The sequence below is a fragment of the Pseudomonas sp. IT-93MI4 genome (assembly GCF_949767635.1).
In the GTDB taxonomy this organism is placed as follows: domain Bacteria; phylum Pseudomonadota; class Gammaproteobacteria; order Pseudomonadales; family Pseudomonadaceae; genus Aquipseudomonas; species Aquipseudomonas putida_A.
The window spans coordinates 22,600-41,358 of sequence record NZ_CATKPP010000033.1 but is presented as its reverse complement, the minus strand read 5'-3'; the positions used below and the strand labels follow the sequence as shown (position 1 = coordinate 41,358).

The following is an 18,759-nucleotide window of genomic DNA, read 5'->3' as shown; positions in this document are numbered from 1 at the left end:
ATGGCCAGTCTGCGTATTGCGCTGGTGGCGGGCGAAGCTTCCGGCGACATTCTGGGCGCCGGCCTCATGCGCGCCCTCAAGGCTCAACATCCGGCAGTCGAGTTCATCGGTGTCGGCGGTCCGTTGATGCAGGCCGAGGGCCTGACGTCTTATTTCCCCATGGAACGTCTGTCGGTCATGGGGCTGGTGGAAGTCCTTGGGCGGCTGCGCGAGTTGCTCAAGCGCCGCAAGGACCTGATCGCCACGCTGATCGCCGAGAAACCGGATGTGTTCATCGGCATCGACGCTCCCGATTTCAACCTCAACATCGAACTCAAGCTGCGTCAGGCCGGGATCAAGACCGTGCATTACGTCAGCCCTTCGGTGTGGGCGTGGCGCCAGAAGCGTGTGCTGAAGATTCGCGAAGGCTGCGATCTGATGCTCACCCTGTTGCCGTTTGAAGCAAAATTCTACGAAGAGAAGGGCGTGCCGGTGCGGTTCGTCGGTCATACGCTGGCCGATACCATTCCGCTGCAGGCCGATCGCGCCGCAGCGCGTGCCGAACTCGGCTTGCCCGACGGGCCGCTGGTGGCATTGATGCCCGGCAGTCGCGGTGGCGAAGTCGGCCGTCTCGGTGCGCTGTTCCTGGATACGGCCGAGCGTCTGCGGGCCATGCGCCCCGGGCTTCGCTTCGTCATCCCGTGCGCCAATGCCGAGCGTCGCGCTCAGCTCGAAGAGTTGCTGGTTGGCCGCGACTTGCCAGTAACCCTGCTCGACGGCAAGTCGCATCTGGCCTTGGCGGCGTGTAACGCGGTGCTGATCGCTTCGGGCACGGCGACGCTGGAAGCGTTGCTGTACAAGCGGCCAATGGTCGTCGCGTATCGCCTGGCACCGCTGACCTTCTGGATTCTCAAGCGCATGGTCAAGAGCCCGTACGTGTCGCTGCCGAACCTGCTGGCCCAGCGTCTGTTGGTGCCGGAATTGTTGCAGGATGATGCGACAGTCGAGGCCCTGGCCCAGACACTGTTGCCATTGATCGAAGGCGGCGAAGAGCAGACCCGAGGCTTCGACGAGATCCACCGCACCCTGCGGCTGGATGCTTCCAATCAGGCGGCGGATGCCGTCCTCAACCTGATCGGTCAGAAACAATGAGCAAGACGATGCAGATGGGCCTGGATTTCACCCTGGTCGCCGAAGTCGAAGAACTGGTGGCCGGTGTCGACGAAGTCGGTCGTGGCCCGTTGTGCGGCGCAGTGGTGACGGCGGCGGTGATCCTCGATCCGAACCGGCCGATCCTCGGCCTCAACGACTCGAAGAAACTCACTGAAGCCAAGCGCGAGAAACTCTACGACGAGATCATCGAGAAATCCCTGAGCTGGTGCATTGCACGCGCCGAAGTCGAGGAAATCGACGAGCTGAACATCCTCCACGCGACCATGCTCGCCATGCAACGCGCGGTGGCCGGGCTGCATATTCAGCCGAAACTGGCGATGATCGACGGCAACCGCTGCCCGAAACTGCCGATGCGCGCCGAAGCGGTGGTGCAGGGTGACGGCAAGGTACCGGCCATCGCTGCCGCGTCGATTCTGGCCAAAGTCAGCCGCGACCGTGAAATGGCTGCATTCGAATTGATCTACCCGGGGTACGGCATCGGCGGTCATAAAGGCTACCCGACGCCCGTTCATCTGGAAGCGTTGGTGCGCCTTGGCCCGACCCCGATTCACCGGCGCTCCTTCGCCCCGGTGCGTCAGGCTTACGAGGCGCTCGAAGGCCTGACGCAGGTTTAGGCGCAAGGCTGATGTTTTGTTCGAGGCCCGGTACAATCCGGGCCTTGTTGTCTCTATGTAACTGGACAGGATCACTATGCCGGCTTCATTCGTTCATCTACGCCTGCACACTGAATACTCCCTGGTCGACGGGCTGGTGCGGATCAAGCCACTGGTCAAGGCGCTGACCGGCATGAACATGCCGGCCGTGGCGGTCACCGATCAGAACAACATGTGTTCCCTGGTCAAATTCTATAAAAACGCCATGGGCGCCGGCATCAAGCCGATCTGCGGTGCCGACCTGTGGCTGTCGAACAAGGATCCGGACGGGCCATTGAGCCGGATCAGCCTGTTGGTGATGAACGCCAAGGGTTATCGCAATCTCACCGAGCTGATCTCGCGCGGCTTCATCGACGGCCAGCGCAACGGCATGATCATCATCGAGCGTGAATGGGTCGCCGAGGCCAACGAAGGCCTGATCATGCTGTCCGCTGCCAAAGAAGGCGAGATCGGCATGGCCATGATCAGTGGTAACCCGGACGAAGCCGAGATGTTGGCGCGCGAATGGATGGCGGTGTTCCCGGATCGTTTCTATCTGGAAATCCAGCGCACCAATCGTCCCAACGACGAAGAGCAACTGCACGGTGCCGTGGCCCTGGCCGACAAGCTCGGCGCGCCGCTGGTGGCGACCAACGATGTGCGTTTCATCAAGCAGGAAGACTTCGCCGCTCACGAAACCCGCGTGTGCATCGGTGAGGGCCGTGCCCTCGACGATCCGCGGCGTTCGAAGAATTACAGCGACCAGCAATACCTCAAAAGCGCCGAGGAAATGGCCGAGCTGTTCAGCGACATTCCCGACGCGATCGAAAACACCGTCGAGATCGCCAAGCGCTGCAACATCGACGTGAAGCTGGGCAAGCACTTCCTGCCCGACTACCCGATTCCCGATGGCATGACCATCGATGAATACTTCCGCAAGGTGTCGTTCGACGGTCTGGAAGACCGCCTCAGCGTACTGCTGCCCAAGGACACTACCGAAGATTACGAGGCCAAGCGTCAGGTCTATGTCGACCGGCTGAATTTCGAGCTGGATATCATCATCCAGATGGGCTTCCCCGGTTATTTCCTGATCGTGATGGACTTTATCCAGTGGGCCAAGAACAACGGCGTGCCGGTGGGCCCGGGCCGTGGGTCGGGTGCCGGCTCGCTGGTGGCCTATGTGCAGAAGATCACTGACCTCGATCCGCTGGAATACGACCTGCTGTTCGAACGTTTCCTCAACCCGGAACGGGTCTCGATGCCCGACTTCGACGTCGACTTCTGCATGGACGGTCGTGACCGGGTGATCGACTACGTGGCCGAGAAATACGGTCGCAACGCGGTAAGCCAGATCATCACCTTCGGTTCCATGGCCGCCAAGGCTGTGGTGCGCGACGTGGCGCGGGCCCAGGGCAAGTCATTCGGCCTGGCGGATCGTCTGTCGAAGATGATTCCGTTCGAAGTCGGCATGACCCTGGAAAAAGCCTACGAGCAGGAGGAGATCCTGCGCGATTTCATCAAGGTCGATGAGGAAGCGGCGGAAATCTGGGAGATGGCGCGCAAGCTTGAGGGCGTGGTGCGTAACGTCGGCAAGCACGCCGGTGGTGTGGTAATCGCCCCGACCAAGCTGACCGACTTCTCGCCGATCTATTGCGACGAGGCTGGCGATGGTCTGGTGACCCAGTTCGACAAGGACGACGTCGAGGCGGCCGGTCTGGTGAAGTTCGACTTCCTCGGCCTGCGGACCCTGACGATCATCGACTGGGCGCTGAAAACCATCAACCGTGACCGCGCCAAGGTCAACGAGCCGCCGCTGGATATCGCGTTTATCCCGCTGGATGACAAACCGACTTATCAGTTGCTGCAAAAAGCTGAAACCACCGCGGTATTCCAGCTCGAATCCCGGGGCATGAAAGAGCTGATCAAAAAGCTCAAGCCTGACTGTCTCGAAGACTTGATCGCACTGGTGGCCCTGTTCCGTCCGGGCCCGCTGCAATCGGGCATGGTGGATGACTTCATCAACCGTAAGCACGGTCGCGCCGAATTGGCTTATCCGCATCCGGATTACCAGTATGAAGGCCTGCAGCCGGTACTGGCGCCGACTTACGGCATCATTCTGTATCAGGAACAGGTGATGCAGATCGCCCAGGTCATGGCCGGTTACACCCTCGGTGGTGCGGACATGCTGCGTCGGGCGATGGGTAAGAAAAAACCCGAGGAAATGGCCAAGCAGCGCGGCGGCTTCATTGAGGGTTGTGCGTCGAACAATATCGACGCGGATCTTGCCGGTAACATTTTCGACCTGGTGGAAAAATTCGCCGGTTACGGCTTCAACAAGTCCCACTCCGCTGCTTATGGCCTGGTGTCGTACCAGACTGCCTGGCTGAAAGCCCACTACCCGGCGCCATTCATGGCGGCGGTGCTTTCGGCGGATATGCACAACACCGACAAGGTCGTGACCTTGATCGAGGAAGTGCGCACGATGAAGCTGCGCCTCGACGCGCCGGACGTGAACACTTCGGAGTTCAAGTTCACGGTGAACGACGAAGGCCGCATCGTGTACGGCCTGGGCGCGATCAAAGGTGTCGGTGAAGGTCCGGTGGAAGCGATTACCGAGGCTCGTCAGGCCGGTCCATTCAAGGATCTGTTCGACTTCTGCGCCAGGGTCGACCTCAAGCGCATCAACAAGCGCACGCTGGACGGTTTGATCCGCAGCGGCGCGCTGGATCGCCTCGGGCCGTACTTCCATGACGAGCAGAAGGCTTATCAGGCCAACATCGACCGCAACCGCGCGGTGCTGTTGGCGGCGATGGAGGAGGCGATCAAGTCGGCCGAACAGACCGCGCGCACCCGCGACAGCGGCCATGCCGACCTGTTCGGCGGGCTGTTTGTCGAGGAAGATGCGGACGTCTACGCGACGCACCGCAAGGCCAAGGAGCTGACCCTCAAGGAGCGGCTCAAGGGTGAGAAAGACACTCTGGGCCTGTACCTGACCGGTCACCCGATCGACGAGTACGAAGGCGAGATTCGCCGTTTCGCCCGGCAGCGCATCATCGACCTGAAACCGGCCCGCGACACGCAAACCGTGGCCGGGATGATCATTGCCCTGCGGGTGATGAAGAACAAGAAGGGCGACAAGATGGGCTTCATCACCCTCGACGACCGCTCGGGGCGGATCGAGGCGTCGCTGTTTGCCGATGCGTTTCACTCTGCGCAGTCGCTGTTGCAGACCGACGCGATGGTGGTGGTTGAAGGCGAGGTCAGCAACGACGACTTCTCCGGCGGCCTGCGCCTGCGGGTCAAACGGGTGATGAGCATGGAAGATGCACGGACCAATCTGGCCGAGAGCCTGCGCCTGAAGCTGCACACTCAGGACTTGAAAGGCGATCAGCTACGCTGGTTGGGTGAGCTGCTCAAGCGTCACCGCGGGGCGTGCCCGATCACCATGGAGTACACCAGCCCCGATGCGAAGACCTTGCTGCAGTTCGGCGAGACGTGGCGAATCGACCCGGCGGATGCGTTGATTCAAGCCCTGCGTGACCAGTTCGGGCGAGACAACGTCTTCCTCCAATACCGTTGACCGGCAAGTGCCATCATTGCGCTTGCCCACAACCTGAATTTTTAATCTCGACCTCAGCGCGCCTCTCCCTTAAGGTAGGGCGCGAATAGACAACCGGCCGGCCCAAGCTCATTTGGGACACGACCCAAGACGGACGCCTATGAACCCGAATTTTCTAGATTTCGAACAGCCGATCGCCGACCTGCAAGCCAAGATCGAAGAGTTGCGCTTGGTCGGTAATGACAATTCGCTGAATATCGGCGATGAGATCTCCCGCTTGCAGGACAAGAGCCGCACGCTGACCGAAGACATCTTCGGCAAGCTGACCAGCTGGCAGATCGCACGCCTGGCGCGTCACCCGAAACGCCCGTACACCCTCGACTACATCGAGCACATCTTCACCGAGTTCGACGAACTGCACGGTGACCGTCACTTCTCCGACGACGCGGCCATTGTGGGCGGCGTTGCACGTCTGGAAGACCAGCCGGTGATGATCATCGGCCACCAGAAGGGCCGTGAAGTGCGCGAAAAGGTACGCCGCAACTTCGGCATGCCGCGTCCGGAAGGCTACCGCAAGGCCTGCCGTCTGATGGAGATGGCCGAGCGCTTCAAGATGCCGATCCTGACCTTCATCGACACCCCGGGTGCTTACCCGGGCATTGACGCTGAGGAGCGTAACCAGAGCGAGGCTATCGCCTGGAACCTGCGCGTGATGTCGCGCCTGAAGACCCCGATCATCGCCACCGTCATCGGTGAGGGTGGTTCCGGCGGTGCACTGGCGATCGGTGTCTGCGATCAGCTGAACATGCTGCAATATTCGACCTACGCGGTGATCTCGCCGGAAGGTTGTGCTTCGATTCTGTGGAAAACCGCCGAAAAGGCACCGGATGCCGCTGAAGCCATGGGCATTACCGCCGAGCGCCTGAAAGGTCTGGGTATCGTTGACAAGGTGATCGGCGAGCCTCTGGGCGGCGCCCACCGTGATCCGGCCGCTGCCGCTGCGTCGATCCGTGCCGAGCTGAGCTCGCAACTGGCGATGCTGAAGAAGTTCGACAACGAAGCGCTGCTCAAGCGTCGTTACGATCGTCTGATGAGCTACGGTCTCTGACAGATCTCGCAATACCCAATGTGGGAGCGGGCTTGCTCGCGAAAGCGGTATAACAGTCGACAGATGTGTTGATTGTTGAAACGCCTTCGCGAGCAAGCCCGCTCCCACATTTGATTTGGGCAAACAGTTAGATAGGGGTCAGTCCGTGAGTGATCTGCCGTCCCGGCTTCTGCTGAACCTTGCAGCCTGGCGCAATGCCAGGACCTGGCGCGTGGCTTTCTCCGGTGGTCTCGATTCCACCGTCCTGCTGCATCTGCTTGCGCATCTCGCTAAACACCATTCCCTGCCGGCGCTCAGCGCCATCCATATCCACCATGGCCTCCAGGCTGCGGCCGATTCGTGGCCGGAACATTGTCAGTCGGTCTGCGATGCGCTGGGCGTTTCTTTGCAAGTGATTCGGGTGTCAGTACAACCCGGCGCCAGTCTGGAGCGGGCGGCGCGGGAGGCGCGGTATACGGCGTTCACCTCGCTGACGGAGGCGGATGAGGTGCTGCTGACCGGGCAGCACCGTGATGATCAGGCTGAAACCCTGTTGTTTCGCTTGATGCGCGGTGCCGGCGTGCGCGGACTTTCGGCGATGCCGGCGCAGCGACCGTTGGGGCAGGGCGCGCTGCTGCGGCCATTGCTCGACGTGACGCGCGCCGAGCTTGAGGCTTACGCCCGCGCGCATCAGTTGAACTGGATCGAAGACCCGTCAAACCAGGATCGGCAGTTCTCGCGCAACTACCTGCGCCATCAGGTGCTGCCGTTGCTCACCGCGCGCTGGCCGCAGGCGCAGGCGAGCATGGCCCGCAGCGCGGCGCACCTGCGTGAGGCGCAAGGCTTGCTCGATGAGCTGGCGCAGCTAGATCTCGCGCAAGCCGCCACGCCGAGCGAGTTTTCATGGCTGGGTCTGCCGTCGCTGGAGCTGGCGCCGCTGACGAGTCTGTCCGCCGCTCGCCAGCGCAATGCACTCAGCCACTGGCTCGAACCGCTGACCCGGTTGCCCGACACTGACCATTGGTCGGGTTGGAACGACCTATGCGGTGCTGCCAGCGATGCATCCCCGATCTGGTGTCTGGCCGACGGTGAGCTGCATCGCAGCGCCGGCCGGGTATGGTGGTTGAGCGGAGGCTGGCTGCGCGCGCCAGCGGTCAGCGTCGAGTGGCCTGACCCGTCGACGCCGCTACGCTTGGCGAATAACGGGCGTGTCATGTTCAGCGGGCAGACTCCCGTCGGGCCGCTGTGCATTGGCTATCGGCAGGGCGGCGAGCTGATGCATCTGGCGGGGCGCGGCCACCGCGATCTCAAGCGCCTGCTCAATGAGCGCGCGGTGCCGGGCTTCGTCCGTGGCAGATTGCCGCTGCTGTTTCGCGGCGCAGAATTGCTCGCCGTGGCGAACCTGCCGGGCCTTGACGGGCAGGGGCCGGACGGCTGGAAATTGCATTGGCAGCCAACAGACGAAGATCAAGGTTTGAGATGAAAGGGGCATTCCGGTAGACTACGCTCCCTTCTTGATACAACTTCTGTGGATTCGCCTGAATTGCAGGAGTTGCCGATTACCAAGCAGTCTTTGCTGGGCGATTCCAAAAAATGTGTAGCGAGCAACGTACCGGTGTTTCATCTGCCGGTCTGTCCCAACGCGGCGGTTTTTTTGAAAGGTGCACTGTGATTAATGCAGGTGATCGGGGGCTTCGGCCTTCCTTCGCTTTCCCCGGCGGCTCGTACCGCTTTAACGCAGACTTCTAGGGTTTTTCATGACGCGCTACATATTCGTCACGGGCGGTGTTGTTTCTTCATTGGGGAAAGGCATTGCCTCGGCTTCATTGGCGGCCATCCTGGAGGCGCGGGGGCTTAAGGTCACCATGCTTAAGCTGGATCCGTACATCAACGTCGACCCGGGCACCATGAGCCCGTTCCAGCACGGTGAAGTGTTCGTCACCCACGACGGCGCCGAGACCGACCTGGACCTGGGCCACTACGAGCGGTTCATCCGCACGACCATGACCCAGAACAATAACTTCACCACCGGCCGTGTCTACGAGCACGTGCTGCGCAAAGAGCGCCGTGGTGACTACCTGGGTGCAACCATCCAGGTGATTCCGCACATCACCGACGAAATCAAGCGTCGCATCATCAAGGGTGCCGGCGATGCCGACGTGGCCCTGGTGGAAATCGGCGGTACCGTTGGCGACATCGAATCGCAACCGTTCCTCGAAGCCATCCGTCAACTGCGTGTGGAAGTCGGTTCCAAGCGCGCGATGCTGATGCACCTGACGCTGGTTCCGTACATCGCCACCGCTGGCGAGACCAAAACCAAGCCAACCCAGCACTCGGTAAAAGAGCTGCGTTCGATCGGCCTGCAGCCAGACGTGCTGATCTGCCGCTCCGACCATCCGGTGGATGTGTCGTCGCGTCGCAAGATCGCGCTGTTCACCAACGTTGAAGAGCGTGCGGTGATCTCCCTGGAAGACGTCGACACCATCTACAAGATTCCGGCCGTGCTGCACGCTCAGGGTCTGGACGATTTCGTCGTCGAGCGTTTCGGCCTGCAATGCAATGGCGCCGACCTGTCCGAGTGGGAAAAGGTCGTCGATGCCAAGCTCAATCCAGAGCACGAAGTGACCATCGCGATGGTCGGCAAGTACATGGAACTGCTGGACGCCTACAAGTCGCTGATCGAAGCGATGAGTCACGCCGGCATCACCAACCGTACCAAGGTCAACCTGCGTTACATCGATTCCGAAGACATCGAGAACCAGGGCACTGCGCTGCTCGAAGGTGTCGACGCGATCCTCGTTCCGGGCGGCTTCGGTCTGCGTGGCGTGGAAGGCAAGATCACTGCCGTTCAGTACGCTCGTGAAAACAAGGTTCCGTACCTGGGCATCTGCCTGGGCATGCAAGTGGCGGTTATCGAGTTCGCCCGTAACGTGCTGGGCTGGAAAGACGCCAACTCCACCGAATTCGATCGCGCCAGCGGCCATCCGGTCGTGGGTCTGATCACCGAGTGGGAAGACGCCACCGGCGCAGTTGAAGTGCGTACCGAAGCGTCCGATCTGGGCGGCACCATGCGCCTCGGCGCTCAGGAATGCCTGCTCGAAGCCGGCTCCAAGGTGCACGATTGCTACGGCAAGGACGTGATCGTTGAACGTCACCGTCACCGCTACGAAGTGAACAACAACCTGCTGCCACAAATCATCGAAGCCGGCCTGAAAATCTCCGGTCGCTCCGCTGATGCCGCGCTGGTTGAAGTGGTCGAAGCACCGGATCATCCTTGGTTCGTCGCTTGCCAGTTCCACCCGGAGTTCACCTCGACGCCACGTGACGGTCACCCGCTGTTCAGCGGTTTCGTGAAAGCTGCGTTGGCTCAACACCAGAAGAAGGCGTAACCCGATGGCACAGAAGATCATCCGCGTCGGCGACATCGAAATCGCCAACGACAAACCCATGGTGCTGTTCGGCGGCATGAACGTGCTGGAAAGCCGCGACATGGCCATGCAGGTTTGCGAAGAGTACGTGAAGGTCACCGAGAAACTCGGTATCCCTTACGTGTTCAAGGCCAGCTTCGACAAGGCCAACCGATCTTCTGTGACCTCGTATCGCGGTCCTGGCCTGGAAGAGGGCATGCGCATCTTCCAGGACATCAAACAAGCCTTCGGCGTGCCGATCATCACCGACGTCCACGAGCCTGATCAGGCCGCGGTCGTCGCTGAAGTCTGCGACATCATTCAGCTGCCGGCCTTCCTGTCGCGCCAGACCGATCTGGTCGTCGCGATGGCCAAGACCAACGCTGTGATCAACATCAAGAAAGCCCAGTTCCTCGCGCCTCAGGAAATGAAACACATCCTGAACAAGTGCGTGGAAGCGGGTAACGATCAATTGATCCTCTGCGAGCGTGGTTCGAGCTTCGGCTACAACAACCTCGTGGTCGACATGCTCGGCTTCGGCATCATGAAGCAGTTCGAGTACCCGGTATTCTTCGACGTGACTCACTCGCTGCAAATGCCTGGCGGTCGTTCCGACTCCGCCGGCGGTCGCCGCGCCCAGGTCACCGATCTGGCCAAGGCCGGCATGAGCCAGTCGCTGGCCGGTCTGTTCCTCGAAGCGCATCCGGATCCGGACAACGCCAAATGCGACGGCCCTTGCGCCTTGCGTCTGGACAAACTGGAGCCATTTCTGGCCCAGCTCAAAGCCTTGGACGAACTGGTGAAGAGTTTTCCGACGGTAGAAACCGCGTAAAGCTCAATTCTCCGGTAAAGTACCGCACGATTTGTCGCACATGCCCTCGGGCATGTGCGTTGTCGTCTGCAAGCTGCCCGCTGCACACCACTTGCCGACGGTAAAAAGATTTCCTCTAGCTGCGTCGTTTTCGTCAACTTTGGAGTGTTTACAACAATGGCAAAAATCGTCGACATCAAAGGTCGTGAAGTTCTCGACTCCCGTGGCAATCCCACCGTGGAAGCGGACGTGCTTCTCGACAACGGCATCATCGGCAGCGCTTGCGCGCCGTCCGGTGCATCCACTGGCTCGCGTGAAGCGCTCGAGCTGCGTGATGGCGACAAGAGCCGTTACCTGGGCAAAGGTGTGCTCAAGGCGGTAGCCAACATCAACGGTCCGATCCGCGATCTGCTGCTGGGCACCGACCCAAGCGACCAGAAAGCCCTCGACCACGCGATGATCAAGCTCGACGGTACCGAAAACAAGGCAACCCTGGGCGCCAACGCCATCCTCGCCGTATCCCTGGCTGCGGCCAAGGCGGCTGCACAGGACCAGGATCTGCCACTGTACGCACACATCGCCAACCTGAACGGCACCCCGGGTGTGTACTCGATGCCGGTTCCGATGATGAACATCATCAACGGTGGCGAGCACGCCGATAACAACGTCGACATCCAGGAATTCATGGTGCAGCCGGTTGGCGCCAAGACGTTCTCGGAAGGTCTGCGCATGGGCACCGAGATTTTCCATCACCTTAAAGCAGTGCTGAAGGCCCGTGGCCTGAGCACCGCCGTTGGCGACGAAGGCGGTTTCGCACCGAACCTGGCGTCCAACGAAGACGCGCTGAAAGTGATCTCCGAAGCCGTGGCCAACGCCGGTTACAAGCTGGGCACCGACGTGACCCTGGCACTGGACTGCGCAGCCAGCGAATTCTACGAAGACGGCAAGTACAACCTGTCCGGCGAAGGCCAGGTGTTCACCGCTGAAGGTTTCGCCGATTATCTGAAAGGCCTGACCGAACGTTATCCGATCATCTCGATCGAAGACGGTCTGGACGAGTCCGACTGGGCTGGCTGGAAGATCCTCACCGACAAAATCGGCGAGAAGACCCAACTGGTCGGCGACGACCTGTTCGTGACCAACACCAAGATCCTGAAAGAAGGCATCGATAAAAAGATCGCCAACTCGATCCTGATCAAGTTCAACCAGATCGGCACCCTGACCGAAACCCTGGAAGCCATCCAGATGGCCAAGGCTGCCGGTTACACCGCGGTGATCTCGCACCGTTCGGGCGAAACCGAAGATTCGACCATTGCCGACCTGGCCGTGGGCACTTCGGCTGGCCAGATCAAGACCGGTTCCCTGTGCCGTTCCGACCGCGTTTCCAAGTACAACCAACTGCTGCGTATCGAAGAGCAGTTGAATGGCAAAGCCAAGTACAACGGTCGCTCCGAGTTCCGCGGTTAAGCAGTAGATGGTAAAAAGACACCGGATTGTGTCGGAAAAGTCGTGACAGCGATGGATTTGCCACTAATCTGATGCCTTACATGCACAAGCCTGGATCTTCCAGGCTTCGTGCTATCAGACGTTTCAAAGTTTTGGCGTGGCTGTCTTTTTTCACTGGATACCTGATATTCGATGCGCAGTCCTTACTGGTTGTTTCTCGTTTTGCTCTTGCTGCTGGCCGGTCTGCAGTACCGCCTGTGGGTGGGCAATGGCAGTCTGGCGCAGGTCGCCGAGCTGAAGCAGCAGATTGCTGATCAGCACGCCGAGAACGAAGGCCTGCTGGAGCGCAATCGGGTGATGGACGCCGAAGTCAGCGAGTTGAAGAAAGGCATGGAGACCGTTGAAGAACGGGCTCGCCATGAGCTGGGCATGGTCAAGGACGGTGAAACCCTTTACCAGCTCGCGCAATGATCGATTCTCTGCCGGCCTTCTGGGCCGTGATTCCTGCCGCGGGCGTCGGTGCCCGAATGGCCGCAGACCGTCCCAAGCAATACCTGCAACTGGGCGGGCGCACAATTCTCGAACACAGCCTCGGCTGTTTCCTTGATCACCCGAGCCTCAAGGGGCTGGTGGTCAGTCTGGCGGTTGATGATCCTTATTGGCCAAACCTGGCTTGCGCCAGCGACTCGCGGATTCAGCGGGTCGAGGGTGGCACGGAGCGTTCCGGGTCGGTGCTGAACGCTTTGCTGCATTTGCATGCGCAGGGTGCCGATGACGATGACTGGGTGCTGGTGCACGATGCTGCACGGCCCAACCTGAGTCGCGACGATCTCGACAAGTTGCTGGTTGAACTGGCGGATGATGCCGTCGGCGGTCTGCTGGCCGTGCCGGCGCGCGATACCCTGAAGCGGGTCGACAAGCACGGTCGTGTGCTTGAAACCGTGGATCGCAGCGTGATCTGGCAAGCCTATACGCCGCAGATGTTCCGTCTCGGTGCCTTGCATCGGGCGTTGGCTGACAGTCTGGTGGCGGACGCGGTGATTACCGATGAAGCCTCGGCGATGGAGTGGGCCGGTCTGGCGCCGCGTCTGATCGAAGGGCGGGCGGACAACCTCAAGGTCACCCGGCCGGAAGACCTGGAGTGGTTGCGTCAACGTTGGGCTAACCGTCGCTGATTGCTGTGGCGCTTGTTCGATCGCTTTCGCGAGCAAGCCCGCTCCCACCCTTGAATTGCGCCGAACACAAATTTTGCATTCGCCGCCAATCCCCTGTGGGAGCGGGCTTGCTCGCGAAGGCGGTCGCACAGACATCCCATCACTCAGCCCCGATACTCCGGCCGCTCGGCCAACCCTTCCTTCAAGAAATCCACCAGCTTGCGCACCTTCGGCGACAAATGCCGCTGCTGTGGATACAACGCCCACACCGCCGTATTCGGCGGCTGATGCGCCTCCAGCAGCGAAATCAGCGCACCACTGTGCAAATGCTCCAGCACGTAATAGTCCGGCAACTGACACAGGCCGACCCCTTGCAGCGCCGCATCCAGCACCGCTTGCCCACTGTTGCAGCGCCAGTTTCCCTGTACGCGCTGGGAAAATTCCCGGCCGTTCTGTTCCAGTTGCCACAGATCCGAACTGCCGATCAGGCAATTGTGCCGGCTCAGTTCCGACAAGCTGTGTGGGCGGCCATACCGTTCCACGTAGGAAGGAGACGCGCACAGGTACATCCGACGCGGCGCCAGGCGGGTGGCGACCAATCGAGAATCCTGCAATCGGCCCAGACGGATCGCCAGATCCAGTCCCTCATGCACCAGATCGAGTTGGCGGTTACTCAGCTCGATATCAACGCGCAGTTGCGGGTATTGCCCCATGAACCGCGTCACCAACGGCACGATAAACCGCTCGCCATAGGCCACGGCGCAGGTCATGCGCAGCATGCCTTTCGGTTCGCTGGTCAGGTCGCCGACCGCGCGCAGAGCTTCTTCGCGACCGTCCTGCAGGCGCTGACAATGCTGCAGAAAGGTCTGACCGGCTTCGGTCAGGGTCACACGACGGGTGCTGCGGTAGAGCAGGCGCGTCTGTAATCGATCCTCCAGCCGTACGATTTGTCGACTGATGTGTGAGGAGGAAACCCCAAGGCGTTCGGCCGCAGCGGTGAATTGGCTGCATTCGGCGACGGCGACGAACTCGTCGATACCTTCCCAGCGGTTTTCGGACATTTGATTATCCCTGTACAGCAATAATATTTTGCATTTGTCCGGATTATTAATCAGTTGGCGCTGAACTACACTGCCGGTCTGGTTTTTTATTCATTGGATTCACTGGAGAGTCAGCATGATCAAGTCGCGCGCCGCCGTTGCCTTCGAGGCCAAGAAGCCGCTGGAAATCGTAGAAGTCGATGTGGCCATGCCCAAGGCCGGTGAAGTGTTGCTGCGCGTGGTGGCTTCCGGGGTTTGCCACACTGACGCCTACACCCTGTCCGGCGCGGATCCGGAAGGTATCTTCCCGTCGATCCTCGGCCACGAAGGTGGCGCGATCGTTGAAGCCATCGGCGAGGGCGTCACCTCGGTCGCCGTCGGTGACCACGTGATTCCGCTGTACACCCCGGAATGCGGCCAGTGCAAATTCTGCAAGTCGGGCAAGACCAACCTGTGCCAGGCGATTCGCGCTACTCAGGGCAAAGGCCTGATGCCGGACGGCACTTCGCGCTTTTCCTACAAGGGCCAAACGATTTTCCACTACATGGGTACTTCGACGTTCTCGGAATACACCGTACTGCCGGAAATCTCCGTGGCGAAAATCGCCAAGGATGCGCCGCTGGAAAAGGTCTGCCTGCTCGGTTGCGGTGTAACCACCGGTATCGGTGCGGTGATCAACACCGCCAAGGTCAAGCCGGGTGACACTGTGGCGATCTTCGGTCTCGGCGGCATCGGTCTGTCGGCCGTCATCGGTGCAGTGAAAGCCAAGGCTGCGCGGATCATCGCCATCGACATCAATCCGGCCAAGTTCGAGATCGCCAAGCAGTTGGGCGCCACCGATTGCGTCAACCCGAAAGACTTCGATCGTCCGATCCAGGAAGTGATCGTCGACATGACCGACGGCGGCGTCGATTTCTCTTTCGAGTGCATCGGCAACGTGCAACTGATGCGCGCGGCGCTGGAATGCTGCCACAAGGGCTGGGGCGAATCGGTGATCATCGGTGTTGCCGGTGCCGGTCAGGAAATTTCGACCCGTCCGTTCCAACTGGTGACCGGTCGCGTCTGGCGTGGTTCGGCGTTCGGTGGCGTGCGTGGCCGTACCGAGCTGCCAAGCTATGTCGACATGGCGCAGAGCGGCGAGATTCCGCTGGATACTTTCATTACCCACACCATGGGGCTGGAAGATATCAACAAGGCCTTCGATCTGATGCACGAAGGCAAGAGCATCCGTACCGTCATTCATTTCTGATCATTCGCGACGCCACGGCTACAGACCTTGAAGGTTTATAGCCGGGGCCGCGTAGGAGTCTTTACATGAGTCTGGAAAATATCTCCTGTCAGAAAAGTTTCGGCGGCTGGCACAAGCGCTATCGCCACCGTTCCGACGTGCTCGGCTGCGACATGGTGTTTGCCGTGTACCTGCCGCCGCAAGCGGAGCAGGGTGGCAAGCTGCCGGTGCTGTACTGGCTGTCCGGTCTGACCTGCACCGACGAGAACTTCATGCAGAAGGCCGGGGCGATGCGCATGGCCGCCGAACTCGGTCTGATCATCGTCGCGCCGGACACCAGTCCGCGCGGCCCGGATGTGCCGGGTGATCCAGATGGCGCCTGGGATTTCGGTCTCGGTGCCGGGTTCTACCTGAATGCCACGCAGGAACCGTGGTCGCGGCACTATCGGATGCATGACTATGTCGTGCAGGAATTGCCTTCATTGGTTGAAGCGCATTTCCCGGCGTCGGACAAACGCAGCATCAGCGGCCACTCCATGGGCGGTCACGGTGCACTGGTCTGCGCGCTGCGCAACCCGGGGCGTTATCAGTCGGTGTCGGCGTTTTCGCCGATCAACAACCCGATGGATTGTCCGTGGGGGCAGAAAGCATTCTCCCGCTATCTGGGCGAAGACCGTTCCAAGTGGAAAGAATGGGATGCCTGCGCGCTGATTGCTGAAGCCGACGAGAAACTGCCGTTGCTGGTCGATCAGGGTGATCGCGATGACTTCCTCGTCACGCAGCTCAAACCCGAAGCCCTGCAACAAGCTGCAAAACAAGCGGGTCATCCGCTGACGCTGCGCCTGCAACCGGGCTACGACCACAGCTATTTCTTCATCTCAAGCTTCATTGACGACCACTTGCAGCATCACGCACGCGCCCTGCGCGGTTAATGCAGGTAGAATCACGCCCTGACAAAAATCGGGGCGTTTTTTTATGCGTATTGGCCACGGCTACGATGTTCACCGTTTCGCTGAAGGCGATTTCATTACTCTGGGCGGCGTGCGTATTGCACACGGCTTCGGGCTGCTCGCTCATTCCGACGGTGACGTCCTGCTGCATGCCTTGAGCGATGCCTTGCTCGGCGCGGCCGCGCTGGGCGATATCGGCAAGCACTTTCCGGACACCGACCCGCAATTCAAGGGCGCCGACAGCCGTGTCCTGCTGCGGCATGTGGTCGCGCTGATCCACGCCAAGGGTTGGAAAGTCGGCAACGTCGACAACACCATCGTCGCTCAGGCACCGAAAATGGCCCCGCATATCGAAGCGATGCGCGCGTTGATCGCCGCCGATCTGCAAGTTGAACTGGATCAAGTGAACGTGAAAGCTACCACCACCGAAAAGCTCGGCTTTGTCGGTCGCGAAGAAGGCATCGCCGTGCATTCCGTTGCCTTGTTGCTGCGCGCATGAACGAACTGCAATTGCTTGGCCCGCGGGCCTATGGCGAACCACTCGGCACTGCGGTTCTGAAAGCCATCGCCGAAGATTTTCAGGTCGATGAAGTGCTCGACATCCCGTTCAGCGGCGATGGTGAGCACCTGTGGATCTGGGTCGAAAAACGTGGCCTGAATACCGAAGAAGCCGCGCGCCGAATTGCCAAGGCCGCCGGCGTGCCGTTGCGCACCGTCAGTTATGCCGGGCTCAAGGATCGTCAGGCGTTGACCCGTCAGTGGTTCAGCGTGCAACTGCCGGGCAAGGCTGATCCGGATCTGTCGGCGGCGGAAAACGACACGCTGAAGATCCTTAAAACCACGCGGCACAAGCGCAAGCTGCAACGCGGCGCGCATTCGGCGAACGGCTTCACCTTGCGCCTGACCCAGTTTGCCGGCGACAAGGATGCGATCGAGCAGCGTCTGCAACTGATCGCCAGGCAAGGCATTCCCAATTATTTCGGCGCCCAGCGTTTCGGCCATGACGGCGGTAACGTCGTTGATGCGCGTGCCTGGGCGGCGCGCAATGCGCTACCGGAGCAGCGCAATGTGCGCTCGCGGCTGCTATCGACGGCGCGCAGTTTTCTGTTCAATCAGGTACTGGCCGCTCGGGTTGCCGATGGCACCTGGCAGCAGGCGCAAGTCGGCGATCTGCTGGCGTTCACCGACAGCCGCAGTTTTTTCCCGGCCGGTGAGGCCGAATGCAGCGATCCGCGCCTGGCGATTCTCGACCTGCACCCGACCGGTCCGCAGTGGGGCGAAGGTGACTCACCCGCCGCTGGCGCTGTCCATGATCTGGAGCAGGGGATTGCCGAGCGTGAAGCGGATCTGCGCGATTGGTTGATCAATGCCGGAATGAGCCACGAACGTCGCATCCTGCGGCTGCCCATTGGCGGGTTGTCGTGGCATTATCCCCAGCCTGACATTCTGCAACTGGAATTCGTCCTCCCGGCCGGATGCTTCGCCACCGTATTGGTGCGCGAACTCGTTGATCTGGTGCCGGTGGGGCAGACGGACAGCCCATGCGTATTCTGATTTCTAACGACGATGGGGTAACCGCACCCGGTCTCGCCGCGCTTTATGCTGCGCTGGCGGATTACACCGAGTGCGTGGTTATCGCCCCGGAGCAGGACAAAAGCGGCGCCAGCAGTTCGCTGACGCTCGACCGTCCGTTGCACCCGCAATACCTGGCAAACGGTTTCATCAGCCTCAACGGTACGCCGACCGACTGTGTGCACCTGGGCCTCAACGGCCTGCTGGAGCGCGAGCCGGACATGGTGGTTTCCGGGATCAACCTCGGTGCCAATCTGGGCGATGACGTGCTGTATTCCGGCACCGTGGCGGCTGCCCTCGAAGGGCGCTTTCTCGAGCGCCCTTCGTTTGCGTTTTCGCTGTGTTCGCGACAGGTGGACAACCTGGCGACAGCCGCACATTTCGCGCGCAAACTGGTCGAAGCCCACGCCGGGTTGGACCTGCCGCCGCGCACGGTGCTGAACGTGAACGTTCCCAATCTGCCGATCGATCATATTCGTGGTATTCAACTGACCCGTCTGGGCCATCGCGCCCGTGCTGCGGCGCCGATGAAAGTGGTCGACCCGCGTGGCAAGGCCGGCTACTGGATTGCTGCGGCCGGTGATGCCGAAGACGGCGGCCCGGGCACCGACTTTCATGCGGTGATGCAGGGGTATGTGTCGATCACGCCGTTGCAGCTCGATCGCACTTTCAATGATGCCTTCAGAAGTCTCGACGGCTGGCTGGAGGAACTGCGCTGATG

16 protein-coding genes are annotated in these 18,759 nt (G+C 60.6%); 15 read left to right on the top strand and 1 reads right to left on the bottom strand.

The window, feature by feature from the left end; all coding sequences use genetic code 11:
- The 10 genes from lpxB (at position 1) to ispD (ending at position 13,269) form a co-directional block, all read left to right on the top strand.
- A complete protein-coding gene (gene lpxB / locus ACM6I7_RS14760; RefSeq protein ID WP_027611035.1) occupies positions 1-1,131 on the top strand; it encodes a lipid-A-disaccharide synthase in 1,131 nt (376 codons plus the stop codon).
- An 8-nt stretch (positions 1,132-1,139) separates the two neighbouring features.
- Positions 1,140-1,766, top strand: a complete 627-nt coding sequence (gene rnhB, locus ACM6I7_RS14755; protein WP_027611036.1) for a ribonuclease HII — start codon at positions 1,140-1,142, stop codon at positions 1,764-1,766.
- Between the two features lie 76 nt (positions 1,767-1,842).
- Complete coding sequence (dnaE, locus tag ACM6I7_RS14750; protein WP_123587097.1) at positions 1,843-5,364, top strand: DNA polymerase III subunit alpha; 3,522 nt, start codon at positions 1,843-1,845, stop codon at positions 5,362-5,364.
- 139 nt (positions 5,365-5,503) lie between these two features.
- The gene (locus ACM6I7_RS14745) at positions 5,504-6,451 is read left to right on the top strand and encodes an acetyl-CoA carboxylase carboxyltransferase subunit alpha (protein ID WP_064586192.1); all 948 of its coding nucleotides are present in this window, start codon (positions 5,504-5,506) and stop codon (positions 6,449-6,451) included.
- Between the two features lie 145 nt (positions 6,452-6,596).
- Positions 6,597-7,913, top strand: coding sequence for a tRNA lysidine(34) synthetase TilS (gene tilS / locus ACM6I7_RS14740; protein ID WP_414888796.1), 1,317 nt, complete (start codon positions 6,597-6,599; stop codon positions 7,911-7,913).
- 274 nt (positions 7,914-8,187) lie between these two features.
- Positions 8,188-9,819 carry a CTP synthase gene (locus ACM6I7_RS14735; RefSeq protein WP_003222153.1) on the top strand — a complete coding sequence of 544 codons (1,632 nt, stop codon included), beginning with the start codon at positions 8,188-8,190 and terminating at the stop codon, positions 9,817-9,819.
- A 4-nt stretch (positions 9,820-9,823) separates the two neighbouring features.
- Positions 9,824-10,669: a 3-deoxy-8-phosphooctulonate synthase gene (gene kdsA / locus ACM6I7_RS14730; RefSeq protein WP_007954807.1), complete on the top strand. Its 846-nt coding sequence runs from the start codon at positions 9,824-9,826 to the stop codon at positions 10,667-10,669.
- A gap of 156 nt (positions 10,670-10,825) precedes the next feature.
- Positions 10,826-12,115, top strand: a complete 1,290-nt coding sequence (eno, locus tag ACM6I7_RS14725) for a phosphopyruvate hydratase (protein ID WP_003222156.1) — start codon at positions 10,826-10,828, stop codon at positions 12,113-12,115.
- A 171-nt stretch (positions 12,116-12,286) separates the two neighbouring features.
- Positions 12,287-12,565 (top strand): cell division protein FtsB, encoded by a 279-nt coding sequence (gene ftsB / locus ACM6I7_RS14720; protein ID WP_007964293.1) that lies wholly within the window; start codon positions 12,287-12,289, stop codon positions 12,563-12,565.
- Complete coding sequence (ispD, locus tag ACM6I7_RS14715) at positions 12,562-13,269, top strand: 2-C-methyl-D-erythritol 4-phosphate cytidylyltransferase (RefSeq protein ID WP_027611041.1); 708 nt, start codon at positions 12,562-12,564, stop codon at positions 13,267-13,269. The genes ftsB and ispD overlap by 4 nt, the downstream gene beginning before the upstream one ends.
- Positions 13,270-13,412: 143 nt before the next feature.
- Here ispD and ACM6I7_RS14710 read toward each other — a convergent pair whose 3' ends face one another.
- The gene (locus tag ACM6I7_RS14710) at positions 13,413-14,309 is read right to left on the bottom strand and encodes a LysR substrate-binding domain-containing protein (protein WP_007964295.1); all 897 of its coding nucleotides are present in this window, start codon (positions 14,307-14,309) and stop codon (positions 13,413-13,415) included.
- Between the two features lie 115 nt (positions 14,310-14,424).
- Here ACM6I7_RS14710 and ACM6I7_RS14705 point away from each other — a divergent pair, with 115 nt between their 5' ends.
- The 5 genes from ACM6I7_RS14705 (at position 14,425) to surE (ending at position 18,757) form a co-directional block, all read left to right on the top strand.
- Positions 14,425-15,537, top strand: coding sequence for an S-(hydroxymethyl)glutathione dehydrogenase/class III alcohol dehydrogenase (locus ACM6I7_RS14705; protein WP_027611042.1), 1,113 nt, complete (start codon positions 14,425-14,427; stop codon positions 15,535-15,537).
- Positions 15,538-15,602: 65 nt separating this feature from the next.
- Positions 15,603-16,448, top strand: coding sequence for an S-formylglutathione hydrolase (fghA, locus tag ACM6I7_RS14700; RefSeq protein WP_414888795.1), 846 nt, complete (start codon positions 15,603-15,605; stop codon positions 16,446-16,448).
- A 43-nt stretch (positions 16,449-16,491) separates the two neighbouring features.
- The gene (ispF, locus tag ACM6I7_RS14695; RefSeq protein WP_027611044.1) at positions 16,492-16,965 is read left to right on the top strand and encodes a 2-C-methyl-D-erythritol 2,4-cyclodiphosphate synthase; all 474 of its coding nucleotides are present in this window, start codon (positions 16,492-16,494) and stop codon (positions 16,963-16,965) included.
- Entirely contained in the window at positions 16,962-18,020 is a 1,059-nt protein-coding gene (truD, locus tag ACM6I7_RS14690; protein ID WP_096795839.1) for a tRNA pseudouridine(13) synthase TruD, read from the top strand. The genes ispF and truD overlap by 4 nt, the downstream gene beginning before the upstream one ends.
- Positions 18,008-18,757 (top strand): 5'/3'-nucleotidase SurE, encoded by a 750-nt coding sequence (gene surE / locus ACM6I7_RS14685; RefSeq protein ID WP_414888794.1) that lies wholly within the window; start codon positions 18,008-18,010, stop codon positions 18,755-18,757. The genes truD and surE overlap by 13 nt, the downstream gene beginning before the upstream one ends.
- Positions 18,758-18,759: the final 2 nt, after the last annotated feature.